This is a genomic window from Cyanobacteria bacterium FACHB-DQ100, assembly GCA_014695195.1.
Lineage (GTDB): Bacteria > Cyanobacteriota > Cyanobacteriia > Leptolyngbyales > Leptolyngbyaceae > Leptolyngbya.
The window spans coordinates 25,137-41,364 of the sequence record JACJNW010000037.1; the positions used below are offsets into that span (position 1 = coordinate 25,137).

A 16,228-nucleotide genomic window follows, 5' to 3' on the forward strand; every position below is an offset into this window, starting at 1 on the left:
CTCTTTCCATCGCAATGTCTTCGATGCTCTCGGCTGGAAGATCAGAGATTTCTTGGCGATTTTCGTGAGATGATTCGATGGACACGCAAAGCGTAAACCAAAGGCACCGCACTTTGCAAAACGGTTTTGAGTTGTTCTGAATTAAGCATCATCTCAGACATTACGGCTCCTCTACGAAAGGCTAGCGATAGTTAGTTCACATGATTTCTTCAGAAGATCGAGTGTGCAACGGTTTTAGCGCTACAATAGTTGACTGGCGCACAGAGCGCATCCCTCTGAACCACTGACAACTTGGGAACTCAATATGGCAACGATTCAACAGCAAAAAATTCGCATTCGCCTCAAAGCGTTCGATCGACGTTTACTCGATACATCTTGTGAAAAGATCGTCGATACTGCAAACCGCACGAATGCGACCGCAATTGGTCCGATTCCGCTTCCGACTCGTCGTAAAATCTATTGCGTTCTGCGCTCTCCGCACGTTGATAAGGACTCGCGTGAGCATTTTGAAACTCGGACGCACCATCGCTTGATTGATATCTATCAGCCTTCTTCTAAGACGATCGATGCTCTTATGAAGCTCGATCTTCCGGCGGGTGTGGATATCGAAGTGAAGCTGTAATTGAGAAGGATGTGAGAAAATCACATCCTTTATTTTTTGAATTGCTTACATCTCTTAACAGTGATCCGTTACAGTAGAGAAAAGCACCTCACCGTTTGCAGAGTAATGACTTCATCGATCGCGGTTCGCGAACTTCCCCTATTCCCGTTGCCTGACCTCGTTTTATTTCCAGGTCGTCCCTTACCGTTGCACATCTTCGAGTTTCGCTACCGAATGATGATGAACACGATTCTGGAGAGCGATCGACGGTTTGGCGTGTTGATGTGGGATCAAGCCAAAGGGCAACCTGCGCCTGTTGGGTGTTGTGCAGAAATCGTGCAGTTTCAGCGATTGCCGGACGATCGAATGAAGGTTTTGACGCTTGGACAGCAGCGCTTTAGAGTGTTGGAATACACTCGTGAGAAGCCTTACCGCGTGGGTTTGGTTGAGTGGATTGAAGATCGTCCACCAACTCAGGATTTGAGACCTTTAGCGAAGGAAGTGAATCAGCTTCTTCATGACGTGGTGCGGCTTTCGGAGAAGCTGTCCGGTCAAGATATCGAGCTACCAGAAGAAATTCCGAGCTTGCCGACTGAGCTTTCGTACTGGATTGCAAGCAATTTGCATAATGTGCCGGACGAGCAGCAATCGCTTTTAGAACTGCAAGACACTCAGGCTCGGCTAGAACGAGAATCTGAAATTCTAACTTCAACTCGAAATCATTTAGCAGCTCGGACTGTGCTAAAGGACACGCTGAAAGATGTTGCAGAGTAATAGTTAGTAATAGTTAATAGAATGATACCCGTCGATTAAGAATGACGGGTTATTTTTTGGCTATCCGACCGCTTGCTGTGCTTCTTGTTGGGTGACTTCTTGGAAGCGGATTTCATCACGGCGCGGATCGACGAGACTAACTTTGAGGCGCAATTGATCGCCGGGACGTGCCGATCGCGCGAAAACCATCGGCAGCTCCAGACCCAATTCTTCGAGCAGCACCAGACCTAATCCTTCATGCTCCCGCAACCAGCGCAGCATCAAAGCATCCCACACTTCATTAGAGTGCCGTCGCAAATATTCCAGGCTCCAGTAGCGATTGGTTTGACGCTCGACAAAGACCGCTTCTTGAACGGCTAGACCAATATTAATCATCAGTTCTTTCACTTCCTCGACTGAGAAAGGCAGAACATCACCGCGTAAATGCGCCTTGATTTGGAAGTGGGCAACTAAATCGCTGTAGCGACGAATCGGGGAGGTGACTTGAGTGTAGGTGTCGAGTCCGAGACTTGCATGACGAGCAGGCGTAATGGTCAATTCGCTGCGGGGCATACAGCGACGGATGGCGCACGATCGCACAGGACCCGCCGGAAGTTGCAGCAGTTCTTCATCCGAGGGTAATTCCGGCTGAGGTTGACCGCGAAAGGGAAGCGGCAAATTGTGCGTTTGAGCGTAACGAGCAGCAACTTCTCCTGCCAAAATCATCATTTCAGCGACGAGTTGACGGGAGAGAGCGTCGTCGAGAACTTCGATCGTCACTTCGCCATCGCTTTTTACTTTGATTGAAGACTCCGGCATATGAATGCTAATTGCACCTTGGGACTGTCGCCATGCAGTGCGTCGTTTTGCCCATTTTGCTAAGGCTTCGATTTCTGGTTCACCTTGAATTCCAAGATGCAGCATCTCATCGACATCATCATAGGTGAGGCGATAGGTCGATCGAATTGAACTCGCGTGAATGCTGTAATCTTCCACCGCGCCTTCTTTGGTCAGCGTCACTCCAAAGCTTAAGGCACAGCAAGTTTTGCCTGGATTCAAGCTCATGGGACCTGTTGCCAACTCAGACGGAAACATCGGAATCATGCCCGTTGGCAGATAGATGGTCGTAATGCGTTTGCGGGCATCGAGATCAAGTTCGTCACCGGGAGCCACCCAACGAGTCGGATCAGCGATGTGAATCCAAATTTTCTCGCGCCCGTCGGGGAGAACTTCTAAGCTCAAGCCATCATCAATTTCGCGGGTGCTTTCATCGTCGATCGTGTAAACCTTCAAGTGCGTCAGATCAAGGCGATTGACATCGAGATCAGCAGGTGGGAATTCCAAACGATGGTGCGTCACTTCCAGAACCTTATTAGAGAATTGAATCGGAACCTGAGCACGCCGCAGGAACATGTTCTCGTGTGGACTCCAGATTCCAAGATCAACGAGAAGCTGGAAGGCGGCTGAAGACGTTTCAGGACGTTTCAGGGCGGCAAGTACCTCGATCGCGCTGGATCGATTCGGTGCTTCTTCCACAGTAGCAAATCGCTCCAAAGCATCAAGTCGGGGTCGATCAGTGGACTGCCACTCGGTAGGCGTTCCGGCTAGGACGAGTTGAATGCGTTCTAAGAAACTCTGCCAATCGCGCTGGCGTTGAGCTTCCATCTCGATTTGATGTTTGAGTTCTGCAACCTGTGTTGCGGATCTGGGTTCGTAGCGATCGCCTTTCTGCTTAAAGTAAAGCTTATCTTCGGACAGCAAGTAGTAAGCGGCGTAACACATTGCCGGACTTTGCTCCGAAAACAGCAGCATTGCTAACTCTTTTGGATTGGTGCTGTCGCTGCCTTCACTCAGGATTTCCCAGGCGACTTCTAGGCTGGAAGGATCAAGGAAGGGCTGGACTTCTTTGAGAAAATTTGGAATGTCGGAAGGCTTAAAGGTTTGATTTGCGACTTCGTAAGTAATTTGGCGCGGATGAAGGGTGTGGTTTTGAGAACGATCGTCGATCGCAATCCAGTGTTTTTTACCTTCTGGACGATCGGCAACAGCGAGGCGGCGTTCTCCGTTGGCGCGAAATTCGATTAAGGTTCCCTTCTCCATTGAACTTTGCGGGGGTGATGAATGAATTAAATAGGGGTGGCTGGGATTCGGCGGCTCACACCCTTCACATTAGCACCCCCACAACGGTTTGAAGGGTTTAGCCTTCTTGATTAACAAACGGTAGTAAAGCAATGACGCGGGCGCGTTTAATTGCAACGGTGAGATCGCGCTGCTGCTTTGCGGTGAGTCCGGTAATTCGGCGGGGCAAGATTTTACCGCGCTCAGTGATAAATTTGCGGAGCAGATCGACATCTTTATAATCGATCGGATCACCAGGCTTAATCGGGGAAACTCGACGGCGGAAGTAAGTCATGACGGTGTGATTGGTAAAGGGTCAATGGGCGGTAGTTTTCAAAACTACGGGCAAAAACTTACCAGCTTTTGCTGACAAAGATTATTTAATTTCTTTGTGGGGGGTGTGCCGATTGCAGTGGGTGCAGAACTTTTTCAGTTCTAGACGCGCTGTGGTGTTGCGGCGGTTTTTCGAGGTGGTGTAACGAGACACACCGGGAGAGCGCTTTGCCGGATTGGTGCGGCACTCAGTACATTCCAGCGTAATGATGAGTCTTACGCCTTTATTCTTTGCCATAGGTTTTACGCAAATGAAGACACGAAGATCTATTATTTCATATTTGCTGGGAGATGGGCAAAAAATTGTTTGAGTGAGGGGGTGTGATCGGATGGCTAATAAGGTAAATCAGTAGATAGGATGCAATCTATTCCAAAGCACATCTAAGATTCATAAACTAAGTCTCAAGGAATCACAAAATGCAAAGTCAGAATATAGATTTAATCCAAAGCCTCTTTCAAAGCCGCTTAGCAACTCTTGAGCATCTCTTAAGGTCAGCTCAGACTCATTTTTGTGAGGACGAGTCGTTCCTTCAAAAGCGTATTGCGGCTGATATGTTTCCCTTCGGTACACAAATTGCTTTCACCTGTAATCAACCACGCAACTTTGCTCTCTGGTGCGATCGTAAACCTGCGAATAATTTAGATCCAGATGTTACATCTCTCGCGCAGGCATACGAACACCTAACCAACACGAATGAACTCCTTTTGAGCATTAACGTTGAAGATACCAAGCTAGCTGAGATGACCTGCATTGATTTGGGTCAGAACCTCTACATCGAGCTATCTGGTAGCGCCTATGTAAATGAATTTCTAGTTCCAAACTTTTACTTTCATATGGTCACAGCTTACGACATTCTTCGTATGGCTGGTGTGCCAATTGGAAAGCAAGATTACATGATGCACCTAATGCCATTAGTTAGGACGGGCTGAAGCCTAACTATTGCATCGGACGAACGAATTAGAATTGAACTCTCAGTAAGCTTCAAACGAGGTCAGATCGATGACAGTCTGGCAACCCCGCTACAGCAAAGAGAAATTTGCTCGACGTGGCGACGAGATTTATGAATCTCAGGTGCGTCCTCAAGTTGAGAAAGGCAATCATGGCAAAATTGTGGCGATCGACATCGAAACCGGAGCTTTTGAGGTTGCAGACGAAATCTTAACCGCAACCGATCGCTTATTTGAACGGATTCCCGATGCCCAACCTTGGATCGTTCGCATCGGGCACCGAGCCGTTGATCGTTTTGGTGTGCGGAGTTTGAAAAACCCGTATGATGCAGGGTGTTTACGGGGAGCAAATTAGGTTAGAACATTGTGAACAAGGCTTCTGTACTTCCATCATTCTTACTTCTCGATCGCATCCTTCAAGACTGGCTACTCGAAGATATTGGACGCGGCGATCGCACGACTCAAGCGTTGATTTCGCCTGGAACTCGGCAAGCGGTTTGGATTGCAAAAGAGGGAGGCGTAATTGCAGGATTACCGATCGCGGCAAGAGTGTTTCATCTGTTGAATCCGTCTACCGTGTTTACGCGATTGGTTGAAGAAGGGGAAGCGGTAGAGAAAGGGCAGACGATCGCTGAAATTCAAGGTGCTTACGATGCACTGTTAACGGGCGAAAGAGTTGCACTGAATTTAGCGATGCGCCTCAGTGGAATTGCAACGATGACACGGCAGTATGTTGAGAAGATTGAGGATTTACCCACGCAGCTAGCCGATACGCGCAAAACAACACCCGGATTGCGATTGCTTGAAAAGTATGCAACGCAGGTGGGAGGTGCAACCAATCACCGGATGGGATTGGATGATGCGGCGATGATTAAAGACAATCATATTGTTGCGGCGGGAGGAATCGAAAATGCGATCGCCCAAGTTCGCGCTCAGATTCCGTATCCGTTGACGATCGAAGTCGAAACCGAGACTCTAGACATGGTGCAGGAAGCGATCGAACACGGAGCCGACATCATCATGCTGGACAATATGCCGTTAGAAATGATGCGTCAGGCGGTCGGGATGATTCGATCGGCAAATGAGCGGATTAAGATTGAGGCATCGGGGAATGTGACCTTAGAGACGTTGAGAGCGATCGCAGAAACCGGAGTGGATTTCATTTCCAGTAGCGCTCCAGTGACACGATCGACTTGGTTAGATTTAAGTATGAAATTCAAGCGATGACTCAAGCGAAAGTTCGATTTCACAGTTTTGAAGAGTATCTGACCTACGACGATGGGACAGATGCACTGTACGAATTATTTAACGGAGAGCTAATCGAAGTGCCGCCAGAGTCGGGATTGAATGTTGGAATTGCAGCATTTTTGTTTGGGCAGTTTTTGTCGATCGTCGGTCATCTGCGAGTCAGACCGCATGGATTAGAACTCGAAGTGAGAGGCGAACCGCGTAATCGATATCCAGATTTGACCATTATTCGCGAAGAACACATTCAGCAGTTACTTCGACGCAATACAATTCGATTGTCGATGGCTCCGCCTGTATTGGTAATTGAAGTTGTCAGTCCAGGCGAATTGCAGCGAGACCGGGATTATGTGGCAAAGCGATCGCAGTATCAAGACCGAGGAATTCCTGAATATTGGATTGTTGATCCAGACGCTCAGACTGTGACGGTATTAGGGCTTCACGGGAATCGGTATGAAGAAACGGGTGTTTTTCGAGGGGACGATCGTATTGTTTCTTCCACTTTTCCAGAATTAGTCCTGACGGCTCAACAGCTTTTTTAAGAACCTCTTGCATAAACGATCTTCGTGCTGAATCATTAATAAGTTGGGTCGCTATCCTAGAAGGGACTTGCGCTGTTGTCAGGTTGAGAAATTATGATTGCTACATTCTCTGAATTAAAAAATCGTCTCGAAGCTGCTTTGGTGTTGGCATTTGGCGCAGAACTGGCGGGAACTGATCCGATGCTGGTGCCGACCAGTAATGCGAAGTTTGGGGATTATCAGGCGAATGTGGCAATGTCGCTGGCGAAACGTTTGGGGAAACAGCCAAGAGCGATCGCGCAAGAAATTGTTCAAAATTTGCAGATCGATGACCTTTGCGAAACGCCGGAAATTGCAGGTCCCGGATTTATCAATTTGAAGCTGAAGCCTGCTTATCTTCAGGCGCAATTAAGTGCGATGGCAGGAGATTCACGCTTAGGCATTGCGGTGGTAAAAGATCCAAAGAAAGTGGTCGTGGATTTTTCGAGTCCGAACATTGCGAAAGAAATGCACGTTGGGCATTTGCGATCAACGATTATTGGAGATTCGATCGCTCGAATTCTAGAATTCCAAGGGCATGATGTGTTGCGTCTCAATCACGTCGGAGATTGGGGAACACAGTTCGGAATGCTGATTACGTATCTTCGGGAAGTTGCGCCCGAAGCCCTGACGACAGCCGATGCCTTAGATTTGGGCGATTTAGTTGCGTTTTATAAGAAAGCGAAGCAACGGTTTGACGAAGACCCAGAGTTTCAGGAAAAATCGCGGCAAGAAGTAGTGCGATTGCAGTCGGGTGCAGAAGATACTTTGAGAGCTTGGCGATTGTTGTGTGATCAGTCGCGTCGTGAGTTTCAGGTCATCTATGATTTGCTGGATATTCAACTTACAGAGCGAGGAGAGTCGTTCTACAATCCACTATTACTGCAAGTGGTCGAAGACTTGGAGAAGGAAGGCTTACTGGTTGAAGATCAAGGCGCAAAATGCGTGTTTCTTGAAGGCTTTACGAACCGGGAAGGCAACCCATTACCTTTGATTATTCAGAAGTCAGATGGTGGCTATAACTATGCAACTACTGATTTAGCTGCGATTCGCTATCGGGTGCAGCAGGATCATGCCGATCGCTTAATCTATGTCACTGATGCAGGTCAGGCGAATCATTTTGCTCAAGTGTTTCAGGTTGCCCGCCGCGCAGATTGGATTCCGGGTAGTGTTGAAGTCGCGCATGTGCCATTTGGATTGGTGCAGGGTGAAGATGGGAAGAAGCTGAAGACACGATCGGGCGATACCGTTCGACTGCGGGATTTGCTCGATGAAGCAGTGGAACGATCGCGCACTGATCTAGAAACTCGACTCGCAACCGAAGAGCGCCACGAATCCGAAGACTTTATCAATCATGCTGCAAAAACAGTAGGGATCAGCGCAGTGAAGTATGCTGATCTGAGCCAAAACCGTACTAGTAACTATATCTTCAGTTACGACAAGATGCTTGCGCTTCAAGGCAATACTGCGCCTTATATGCTTTATGCTTATGCTCGGATTCAAGGGATTAGTCGCAAAGGCGGAATTGACTTCAATCAGCTAGGTTCTGATGTTCAAATGGTGCTAGAACATGAAACCGAACTCACTTTGGCAAAACAGTTACTTCAGTTCAGCACTGTTCTATCCGAAGTAGAGCAAGAACTATTTCCAAATCGACTTTGTGACTATCTGTTCCAACTCAGTCAGAAATTCAATGTGTTTTACGATCGCGATCAAGGCGTTCCTGTGCTGCAAGCGGAAGAACCTGCACGGACTTCTCGATTGGTACTGTGTGACTTGACAGCCAGAACATTGAAGCTTGGACTATCGCTGTTGGGAATTCAGGTGCTAGAGCGGATGTAAGAGGCGCGATCGTAGAGAGACTGGGAACTGGAAGATTCCAACCCCTGTTCTCTCTGACGCAGACGATCGAGAAATTCAAGTACAACGCTTTCTAGAGTGCGTCCTGCGATCGATTCCGCAAACTTATCCCAGGGGTTAAAGTCCACAACCCAGCCACCGATTTGAACTCCAACGGGTTCTAAATGTTTACCTGAAAGTTCTCGATACAGCACTCGATAGTGGCGCTGTTTGAGTTGGGATAAAAACCAAAGCACATCATTTTCACTCAAGGGCTGCTTTTGTGCGTTGGCAGAGCTTCCAGCAATGGTATCGCGATCGAACGAAATTAACCCCGTTAGATTAAATAGCTCACTCTGCTCGACCAAGCACTGCGTTTGAACGCGAGTAGGCAACGCACCCAGCTTAAACTTATCTAACAGCTGTGCTAGAAATCGAATCGGAACTGCACTTTCAGTATCAGAAATGTCGGGAGCTAATAGCAATGAGGGTTGCCCTTTAATTGAAACCGAAGCTATTGAAAGGTGAGCGATCGCTCGTTCAACTTGCTCAATCTGCTTTGCTTCGACACAAGAACACAACACTTGCCGCCATTGTTCACTGCTTAAAAGCTCTAGCAGTGCAATGTACTTACAGCCTAAACTATGTCCGATCCAATAGTAATTCGTTTTATCCTGGTAAAGCTCGTAATCATAGTTAAGACGCTTTGCGATCGCTGTTAGTTCTTGTCTCAGCGTATTTTGCTCCTCTAAAAGCTCGATCGCGAGTGACCAATGACGAAAACTAAACCGAAACGGTAAAGCAATAACGGTATATCCCGCTTCAAAAATCTGTTGCAGCAAATATCGATAGGCGATCGTCGGGAACGACCCAAAGAAAGCACCCCCAATAAACTGAACGACACCCCTGGGATGAGGATGCAATGCGACCCAACTATGGCAAAGCGGTCTGAATTGAAAAATACTCATCCTACACCTCTAGAGAAAGGGTTGACGGCAATCTCTAACCGCCAACCACTTGGGACAAACGACCAAACCCGAAGATAACGCCAATGCTTGATTACATTCCTCGCATGGTGACAGGAAGGTCTAACTCTGCAAGTGATCGATTCAGCGACTCTAGATTTGCACCATTGCCGTTGCTGCTGACCATCAATCCTGCAATCATTGCTCCCAAATCTGCTGCTGCACTGTCGGATGCGGAAGACATTCTGACCGCGCCCGGTGTCAGTTCTAGCCCGACTGAACTACCTGGAACCAGAATTCTCGGCGGTTCAGACTCAATCTCATTTAGCGCTTTACCGCTCGCCAGCGCCAGCGAGTAATTGATTTGATCAAAGTCAGTGCTAGCAGGATTGGCGGGGAAGTCATTCGGCAAGAACGTGCCGCGAATTTCAGCATTTAGCAACACCTTGACCGGACGCGGACTCTGGGGTCTGCCGATCAATCGTTCTGGAAGCGTTGTGCCTGTGAAGATCCGGGGTAAAAAGAGCGAAACAAAGCCCCGAATTTCCAAGGCTGGGTCGTCTTGGGATGCAAATCGAACGACATCAGGAAGCAGCTCGATCGAAGCTGTCTTCTGCGCTGGAATCACAAATTCCTGACTGATATATCGTCCTGTTGTGCCAACGCGGGTCAACGAGAGCGTATTGTTTGATCCAGCAATGTCGAAGATCAAGAAGGTATTCCCTTCCAGAATGCGAGTCACAGCATCTGCCTGAGCTGGATTATCCGGTAAGCTAATGCGGAACTCTAAGCGATATCTCAAGTCGATCGTTTCCAAGTTAGAAAGCGTCAGAAAGTAACCTTGCACAATGCGACGAGCAACGGGTTGTGCTGCTGGCGGCAATGCTACTCTGGGAGCAATTCGTTTGACGAGCAATTCAAAGGTCGAAACTTCCATGATGCGAAACTCCAAATTGAATAATATGAGAGGCTCTTAGCCCTGTTTGAGACTTTCTATTCAAATTGTGGAAGAGCAACCTGGCTTTTATAGTACCCAGGTGGGTACTATTTCTTTGCTTACGATTTAGTCACTATCTCAAAAGAAGGATGGTGCAAATCTGTATTGAGATGTTAAAGTTCTAGGATTCGAGTCTGCATTGCCTAATTCGGACAATTGCTCCGAAGCGGAGGAACCAGTTTAATCGGGGCTTACTGTTGTGAACTTAGAAATTCTAAGCGAGCCAACAGGGGACAATCTCTCAGTCCTCGCCCGTCAGCTAACTCCGTAGGCACGTTGAGAGTTTGGCTCTGGAGAACCAAATCATATGATTCTGCAATTGAATTTAGCGGCAGTGTTTACTGCTGTAGCTCAGGCTACGGTACGCCGGACAAAACCAATCCTATCGAGCGATCGCATTCTCTATCCGGCGCTCGGTTTCCTGGGTGTGATTGGTGTGTGGTGGATCATTGCACTAAGCAAACACGAACTGATGCCCACGCCGCCCGAAGCGCTGGTAGCAAATTTAGACTATATTCTTAATCCGTTTTATCGTCGAGGCCCTGGCGATCTAGGAATTGGTTGGCTGTTACTCGCAAGCTTAAGACGAGTATTGATTGGGTTTGGTTTGGGCGCGATCGTTGCCATTCCGATCGGCTTTTTGATTGGAATGTCCGAAAAAGCGATGATGGCGCTCAATCCGGTGATCCAGATTCTCAAACCCGTATCGCCACTGGCTTGGCTCCCGATCGCGCTGGCGATTTTTAACTTGGCTGATCCCTCTGCCATCTTTGTAATTTTCATTACCTCGCTATGGGCAACGATCATTAACACTGCATTGGGAGTTGCTAGTGTTCCTAAAGACTATTTAGACGTAGCGCGAGTGTTGGAAATGCCGCGCTGGAGACGCATACTCAAGATTGTTTTGCCTGCAAGCTTGCCGTATATTTTTACAGGCTTACGAATTAGCTTAGGCGTTGCTTGGCTTGTCATTGTTGCCGTGGAAATGCTCACAGGCGGAGTCGGGATCGGTTTCTTTGTGTGGGATGAATGGAGCCGATTGAACCTGAGTTCAGTGTTCTTAGCCGTGCTCGTGATTGGACTAACTGGACTATTGTTAGACCTCGCCCTAGCCCAAATTGAAGCTTGGGTTACACATCGCCGCCGCGCTTCGTAGAGGAAGAATTATGACGAATCAATGGACGCGCCGCGAATTTCTTGCAGGAGTAGGCGCATCGGCGATCGCAGCTACCTTACCCTCTTGTGCAATTAATGCGAATCGTGCGCCGCAAGAACTCTCTGAAGCGGCAATGTCGATTACTCCGGTCATTAAATCGAGTGAACTTGAGAAACCAAACCTAACGATCGGCTATGTTCCAGTAAACGACTGTGCGCCGTTTGCGATCGCTTGGGAGAAAGGCTTTTTTCGCAAGTATGGCTTGAATGTCCGCTTGAGCCGTGAAGCAAGCTGGGCAACCTCGCGAGATGGCGTAATCTTTGGCAGATTAGATGCCGCCCCGGTTGTTGCAGGGGCGGTCACGAATGCCAGAACGGGTGCAGAAGGGGCGCGTCACGCTCCGATGTGTGCAGGCATGACGATTCACCATCACGGCAATGCGATGACGATGAATCGCGCTATGTGGGAGGCAGGCTTGCGCCCGTGGTTCGAGTACAACGGGAATTTAGAAGCCTTCGGACGAGATTTTCGCCGCTACTTTGAAGGCTTACCCTCAGAACGTCGAGTTTGGGCAGTCGTGCTGAGTTCTGCCATCTATGAATACTTCGTTCGCTATGTTGCAGCAGCAGCCGGAGTTGATCCGCTCAAAGAGTTTCGCATCATCATTGTTCCACCGCCGCAGATGGTGACGAATGTGCGAATTGGAGCAATGGAAGCATACATGGTTGCAGAACCGTGGAACACCCGCGCCATTACTGGAAATGAAGGCATCGGATTCACGTTTGCTCAAGGTCGTGAGATTTGGAATGGACACCCCGATCGCTTACTCGGGGTGATGCAATCGTTTATCGATCAGAATCCTAAAACCTACCGCGCCTTGCTCAAAGCGATGATCGAAGCTTGTCGCTACTGTGATGAAAATCGAGAAGAAGTAGCTCAGATTATTTCGGCTCGATCGTACACCGGAGCGAAACCGAAGTTTACTAAGCCCGCGATCGTGGGTGAATACAACTATGGTGGCTTTGACGGCAAGCAACGCATTGTTAAATCAGATGCAACCACGATGTTTTTCAAGATGCCGAAAGAGGTTCCGCAAGTTGCGAACGAGCATTCTACGTTCATGTGGCGATCGCGCAGTCTATGGTTCATGACGCAAGCCGCTCGCTGGGGACAAATCAAAGAGATTCCCAAAGACGCGGACAAACTTGCAGAACAGGCTTGGCGCACTGATATCTATCGAGAAGTTGCGGCTGAGTTAGGCATTGCTTGTCCGGCTGAAGATTACAAAATCGAACCTGCTGAAGCGTTCATCGACAAGAAAGCCTTTGATCCGAGCGATCCAGTCGGGTATCTCAACAGCTTTGACATTCGTGTGAGTCGATCGACAAACATTTATCTTTCTTAGAAGAGGTTCTCATGGTTCAGTTCAACATGATTAATGATGTTCAAAACGTTGCTCCTACCCAGTCAGAGGCACCGTTTCTCGCAATCAATCACCTTTACAAGTCTTATAAAACGGGCGACCGTGAAACGGTGATTCTCAAAGACATTAATTTAACGATTGGGGAGCGCGAGTACATTTCGATCATTGGTCATTCTGGCTGCGGTAAATCCACGTTGCTAAAGATTGTTGCGGGACTAGAGCGATCGACTTCGGGTTCTGTATTGCTCGAAGGCAAAGAAATCCGCAAGCCGGGAGCAGAGCGCATGATGGTGTTTCAACAGTATTCGCTGCTGCCGTGGTTAACCGTGAGCCAGAACATTCGGTTGGCGATCGATGAAGTGCTAAAAGATGCGTCTCCCGTTGAGAAAAAGCAAATTGTGAGTGAGCATCTAGCAATGGTGAATCTCACTGCTGCTGCCGACAAGTATCCGGATGAGATTTCCGGCGGGATGAAGCAACGGGTCGGAATTGCCAGAGCCTTGGCGACTCGTCCGAAAATGCTGCTGATGGATGAGCCATTCGGAGCGCTCGATGCCCTAACACGCGGCAAACTTCAGCGTCAGGTGTTAGAAATTTGGGAGCAACATCGGCAAGCTGTGATCATGATTACCCATGATGTTGATGAAGCGATTTACATGAGCGATCGGATTGTATTGATGACCAATGGGCCTGAAGCGACGATCGGCGAAATTTTAGAAGTTCCGTTTGCACACCCGCGCGATCGTGCCAAACTTCGCAATTCACCGGAGTATTACCAATTGCGAAACCATGCGCTGAACTTCCTGGATTCTAATTTTGAATCCGACGACTAGCGCAACACCTAAGCAATAAGAAAAGATAGGCAGACCGATATACTAAAGCTATTCCTCTGCGGCATATCGTCATGGTCAAACTTCAGCTTCGTCAACTGGTCGTTCAGCCAGGTCAACGGGTTCAACTTCAAGAAGTCAACTGGCAAGAATTTGAAGCGATCCTCGACGAGCTTGGGGATAAACGTGCCTGTCGAATTGCTTACAGTGATGGAGTGCTAGAAATTCGGATGCCTTTACCAGAACACGAAGTTGATAAGGAACTCATCGGTGATATGGTCAAGATTCTGCTCGAAGAACTTGACGTAGATAACGAGTGTTTTGGATCAACTACCTTTAAGCGGCAAGATCTGGCAAAAGGCATTGAGCCTGATCAGTGTTTCTACATTGAAAATCATGCAGTGATGGTTGGTAAGCGCAGATTGAATTTCACCGTTGATCCTCCTCCAGACTTAGCAATTGAAGTCGATGTTACATCTAAAACTGGATTGGAGGCTTATCAAGCATTAGGAGTAGCAGAACTTTGGCGATTTGAGGACGGTCAACTCCGAATTAGCGTGTTGCAAAACGGGAAATATCAGGACGCAAAGAGTAGTCCTCACTTCCCCGGTTTCGCGATCGCTGAAAACCTCACCCACTTTCTAGAACAGAGCCAAACTGAAGGACGCAGGCAAACTCTAAAAGCCTTTCGGCAATGGGTACGATCGCAGTTAGGATAAGCTGATTTGAACTGACTATTGAACTTGAACGCCCTGTTAAATGAAAAAACCGATCGCTCAGAAAGCGATCGGTTTTTTCATTTAACCAACAACACGAACTATTCCCGACCTGCTGGAGCGGGTTGCTGTGAGGTTTGCTGTCCTCCCGGTTTCGCGAATGCCGTCCGCTCTAGAAGGTTCAACGCTCTTGCATACTGCGGATCTTGGGTTGTTCCAATCAACTTCGGATTGGTCGCCAAGAACTTCTGCTGGGCATCCGACAGATCTACCTTGATATCTGGGGTGACTCCTTTCTGACTGATATCAGTTCCCTTCGGCGTGTAGTAGTGCGCGATCGTCACGGCAACGCCTGATCCATCAGACAGCGAATGTACCGACTGCACCAGTGCCTTACCGAAGGTCTGACTGCCAACAATCGTCGCGCGCTTGTTATCTTTCAGCGCTCCGGTGAGAATCTCACTCGAACTTGCCGAGCGACCATCCACTAACACTACCAAAGGTAGCTTAGATAATTGTCTACCGTTGGCATAAGCGGTATCACCCACACCTTGCCGATTCACGGTTTTGACGATTGCGCCCTTGTCTAGCCACATCCGGCTAATATCGATGCTCGCTTGCAGCAGACCCCCCGGATTGCCGCGCAAATCCAGCACAAACGCATCGACTTTTTGAGCACTCAAGTTCTTAATCGCCCGTTCCATCTGCTCCGCTGCGTGGCTGCTGAACTCTCCTAGACGGATATAGCCGACTTTGTTCTTGCCTTCCTGCTTCACGCTGGCGCGGACTGCTTGCAATTCGATCCGAGCGCGGGTCAGCGGCATATTAAATGCTGATGCACCATCGCGCTGAATTTGCAGCGTTACCTTGGTTCCGACTTCTCCCCGAATCAGATTCGAGGCATCTTCAACCGTCATGCCTTTCGTAGTTTTGCCGTTAATTGCCAGAATACGATCGCCCGTCTTGATCCCCGCTCGAATTGCCGGAGAATTTTCCAGTGGCTCAACCACCGTTAGAACTTTCGTTTTTTCGTTTTGCTCAAGGCGAATCCCGACCCCAGAAAGCTCTCCAGAAGTTTGACTGCTCAACGCCTCAAACTGTTTAGGATCCATAAATCGCGTATAGGGATCGTCGAGTTTTTTCAGAGCATCTCGGAGTGCTGTGTATGCCTGCTGACGAGAACTATAGTTCCGGCTCAGGAGCGTTTGACGGACAGCATTCCAATCGTTTTTATTGAAACTGCCATCTACGTATTCGCGATTGACAATTTGCCACGCTTCATCAAGCACGGATTTAGGACTGTCTTGAAGAGCCGCTTTGACGGAGCGATCGGCGTTAAACACGGTTCCAGCAGCGGTAGCCGCAATGACACCACTACAGAGGGCAACTTGAAGCAGCGAAACACGTCGGGTGGGTCGGTTCATTGAGTGTAGAGGAGAAGTGGACAGTTTGAATTCGAAATCGCGCCTGCAATCAGGGTGACACAGATGAAATTAATCTGAAGGGAATAAATAACGTGACAAAGGGTTAGAAGATACTGGAATCCAAAAAACTAGATACAGCGTACACAGTTAAATTCCAGAAAGTGGGACGACTTTAGGACAGTTAATCAGGTGACTCTAGTTTAAGGCTAGACATACTGACTGATTAATATGACCTAACTTCCGTAAGGTGAATGCAACCATTATGACAATCTAACGGAATTTGGGTAAATTGTTCTAGAGTTCCAGGCTGAGTTCCATTA

The 16,228-nt window shown here is 48.3% G+C and carries 17 protein-coding genes; 11 read left to right on the plus strand and 6 right to left on the minus strand.

Translation table 11 applies throughout. The features are described from left to right. The first annotated feature begins 304 nt into the window (after positions 1-304). Both rpsJ and H6F51_21085 read left to right on the plus strand, forming a co-directional pair. Positions 305-622, plus strand: coding sequence for a 30S ribosomal protein S10 (gene rpsJ, locus H6F51_21080; GenBank protein MBD1824965.1), 318 nt, complete (start codon positions 305-307; stop codon positions 620-622). Between the two features lie 105 nt (positions 623-727). Next, a complete protein-coding gene (locus H6F51_21085) occupies positions 728-1,375 on the plus strand; it encodes an LON peptidase substrate-binding domain-containing protein (GenBank protein ID MBD1824966.1) in 648 nt (215 codons plus the stop codon). A gap of 60 nt (positions 1,376-1,435) precedes the next feature. Here the strand turns inward: H6F51_21085 and H6F51_21090 are convergent, their stop codons facing one another. The 3 genes from H6F51_21090 to rpmG all read right to left on the minus strand — a co-directional run bounded on the left by H6F51_21090 (position 1,436) and on the right by rpmG (position 4,043). Beyond that, entirely contained in the window at positions 1,436-3,454 is a 2,019-nt protein-coding gene (locus H6F51_21090; protein ID MBD1824967.1) for a VacB/RNase II family 3'-5' exoribonuclease, read from the minus strand. Between the two features lie 97 nt (positions 3,455-3,551). Beyond that, positions 3,552-3,767: a 30S ribosomal protein S18 gene (locus H6F51_21095; protein MBD1824968.1), complete on the minus strand. Its 216-nt coding sequence runs from the start codon at positions 3,765-3,767 to the stop codon at positions 3,552-3,554. Positions 3,768-3,848: 81 nt separating this feature from the next. Further along, positions 3,849-4,043 carry a 50S ribosomal protein L33 gene (gene rpmG, locus H6F51_21100; protein MBD1824969.1) on the minus strand — a complete coding sequence of 65 codons (195 nt, stop codon included), beginning with the start codon at positions 4,041-4,043 and terminating at the stop codon, positions 3,849-3,851. A 179-nt stretch (positions 4,044-4,222) separates the two neighbouring features. Here rpmG and H6F51_21105 point away from each other — a divergent pair, with 179 nt between their 5' ends. The 5 genes from H6F51_21105 (at position 4,223) to argS (ending at position 8,400) form a co-directional block, all read left to right on the plus strand. After that, positions 4,223-4,735, plus strand: a complete 513-nt coding sequence (locus H6F51_21105; GenBank protein ID MBD1824970.1) for a DUF1993 domain-containing protein — start codon at positions 4,223-4,225, stop codon at positions 4,733-4,735. A 70-nt stretch (positions 4,736-4,805) separates the two neighbouring features. Next, the gene (locus H6F51_21110) at positions 4,806-5,108 is read left to right on the plus strand and encodes a hypothetical protein (GenBank protein ID MBD1824971.1); all 303 of its coding nucleotides are present in this window, start codon (positions 4,806-4,808) and stop codon (positions 5,106-5,108) included. A gap of 8 nt (positions 5,109-5,116) precedes the next feature. Next, on the plus strand, positions 5,117-5,980 hold the full coding sequence (locus tag H6F51_21115; GenBank protein ID MBD1824972.1) for a carboxylating nicotinate-nucleotide diphosphorylase: 864 nt from the start codon (positions 5,117-5,119) through the stop codon (positions 5,978-5,980). Then, positions 5,977-6,540 carry a Uma2 family endonuclease gene (locus H6F51_21120; protein ID MBD1824973.1) on the plus strand — a complete coding sequence of 188 codons (564 nt, stop codon included), beginning with the start codon at positions 5,977-5,979 and terminating at the stop codon, positions 6,538-6,540. Before H6F51_21115 ends, H6F51_21120 begins: the two co-directional genes overlap by 4 nt. Positions 6,541-6,633: 93 nt before the next feature. Beyond that, positions 6,634-8,400, plus strand: coding sequence for an arginine--tRNA ligase (gene argS / locus H6F51_21125; GenBank protein ID MBD1824974.1), 1,767 nt, complete (start codon positions 6,634-6,636; stop codon positions 8,398-8,400). Here argS and H6F51_21130 read toward each other — a convergent pair. Further along, positions 8,379-9,365, minus strand: coding sequence for a DUF1350 family protein (locus H6F51_21130; GenBank protein ID MBD1824975.1), 987 nt, complete (start codon positions 9,363-9,365; stop codon positions 8,379-8,381). The genes argS and H6F51_21130 overlap by 22 nt on opposite strands. A gap of 91 nt (positions 9,366-9,456) precedes the next feature. After that, on the minus strand, positions 9,457-10,299 hold the full coding sequence (locus H6F51_21135) for a hypothetical protein (GenBank protein MBD1824976.1): 843 nt from the start codon (positions 10,297-10,299) through the stop codon (positions 9,457-9,459). Between the two features lie 367 nt (positions 10,300-10,666). Between H6F51_21135 and ntrB the strand changes: the two genes are divergently transcribed. The 4 genes from ntrB (at position 10,667) to H6F51_21155 (ending at position 14,487) form a co-directional block, all read left to right on the plus strand. Then, entirely contained in the window at positions 10,667-11,515 is an 849-nt protein-coding gene (gene ntrB, locus H6F51_21140) for a nitrate ABC transporter permease (GenBank protein MBD1824977.1), read from the plus strand. A gap of 10 nt (positions 11,516-11,525) precedes the next feature. Beyond that, positions 11,526-12,920, plus strand: coding sequence for an ABC transporter substrate-binding protein (locus tag H6F51_21145; protein ID MBD1824978.1), 1,395 nt, complete (start codon positions 11,526-11,528; stop codon positions 12,918-12,920). A gap of 11 nt (positions 12,921-12,931) precedes the next feature. Beyond that, positions 12,932-13,771, plus strand: a complete 840-nt coding sequence (locus tag H6F51_21150) for an ATP-binding cassette domain-containing protein (protein MBD1824979.1) — start codon at positions 12,932-12,934, stop codon at positions 13,769-13,771. A gap of 71 nt (positions 13,772-13,842) precedes the next feature. Continuing rightward, on the plus strand, positions 13,843-14,487 hold the full coding sequence (locus H6F51_21155) for a Uma2 family endonuclease (GenBank protein ID MBD1824980.1): 645 nt from the start codon (positions 13,843-13,845) through the stop codon (positions 14,485-14,487). A gap of 98 nt (positions 14,488-14,585) precedes the next feature. Here the strand turns inward: H6F51_21155 and H6F51_21160 are convergent, their stop codons facing one another. After that, on the minus strand, positions 14,586-15,908 hold the full coding sequence (locus H6F51_21160) for a PDZ domain-containing protein (GenBank protein MBD1824981.1): 1,323 nt from the start codon (positions 15,906-15,908) through the stop codon (positions 14,586-14,588). Between the last annotated feature and the right edge of the window lie 320 nt (positions 15,909-16,228).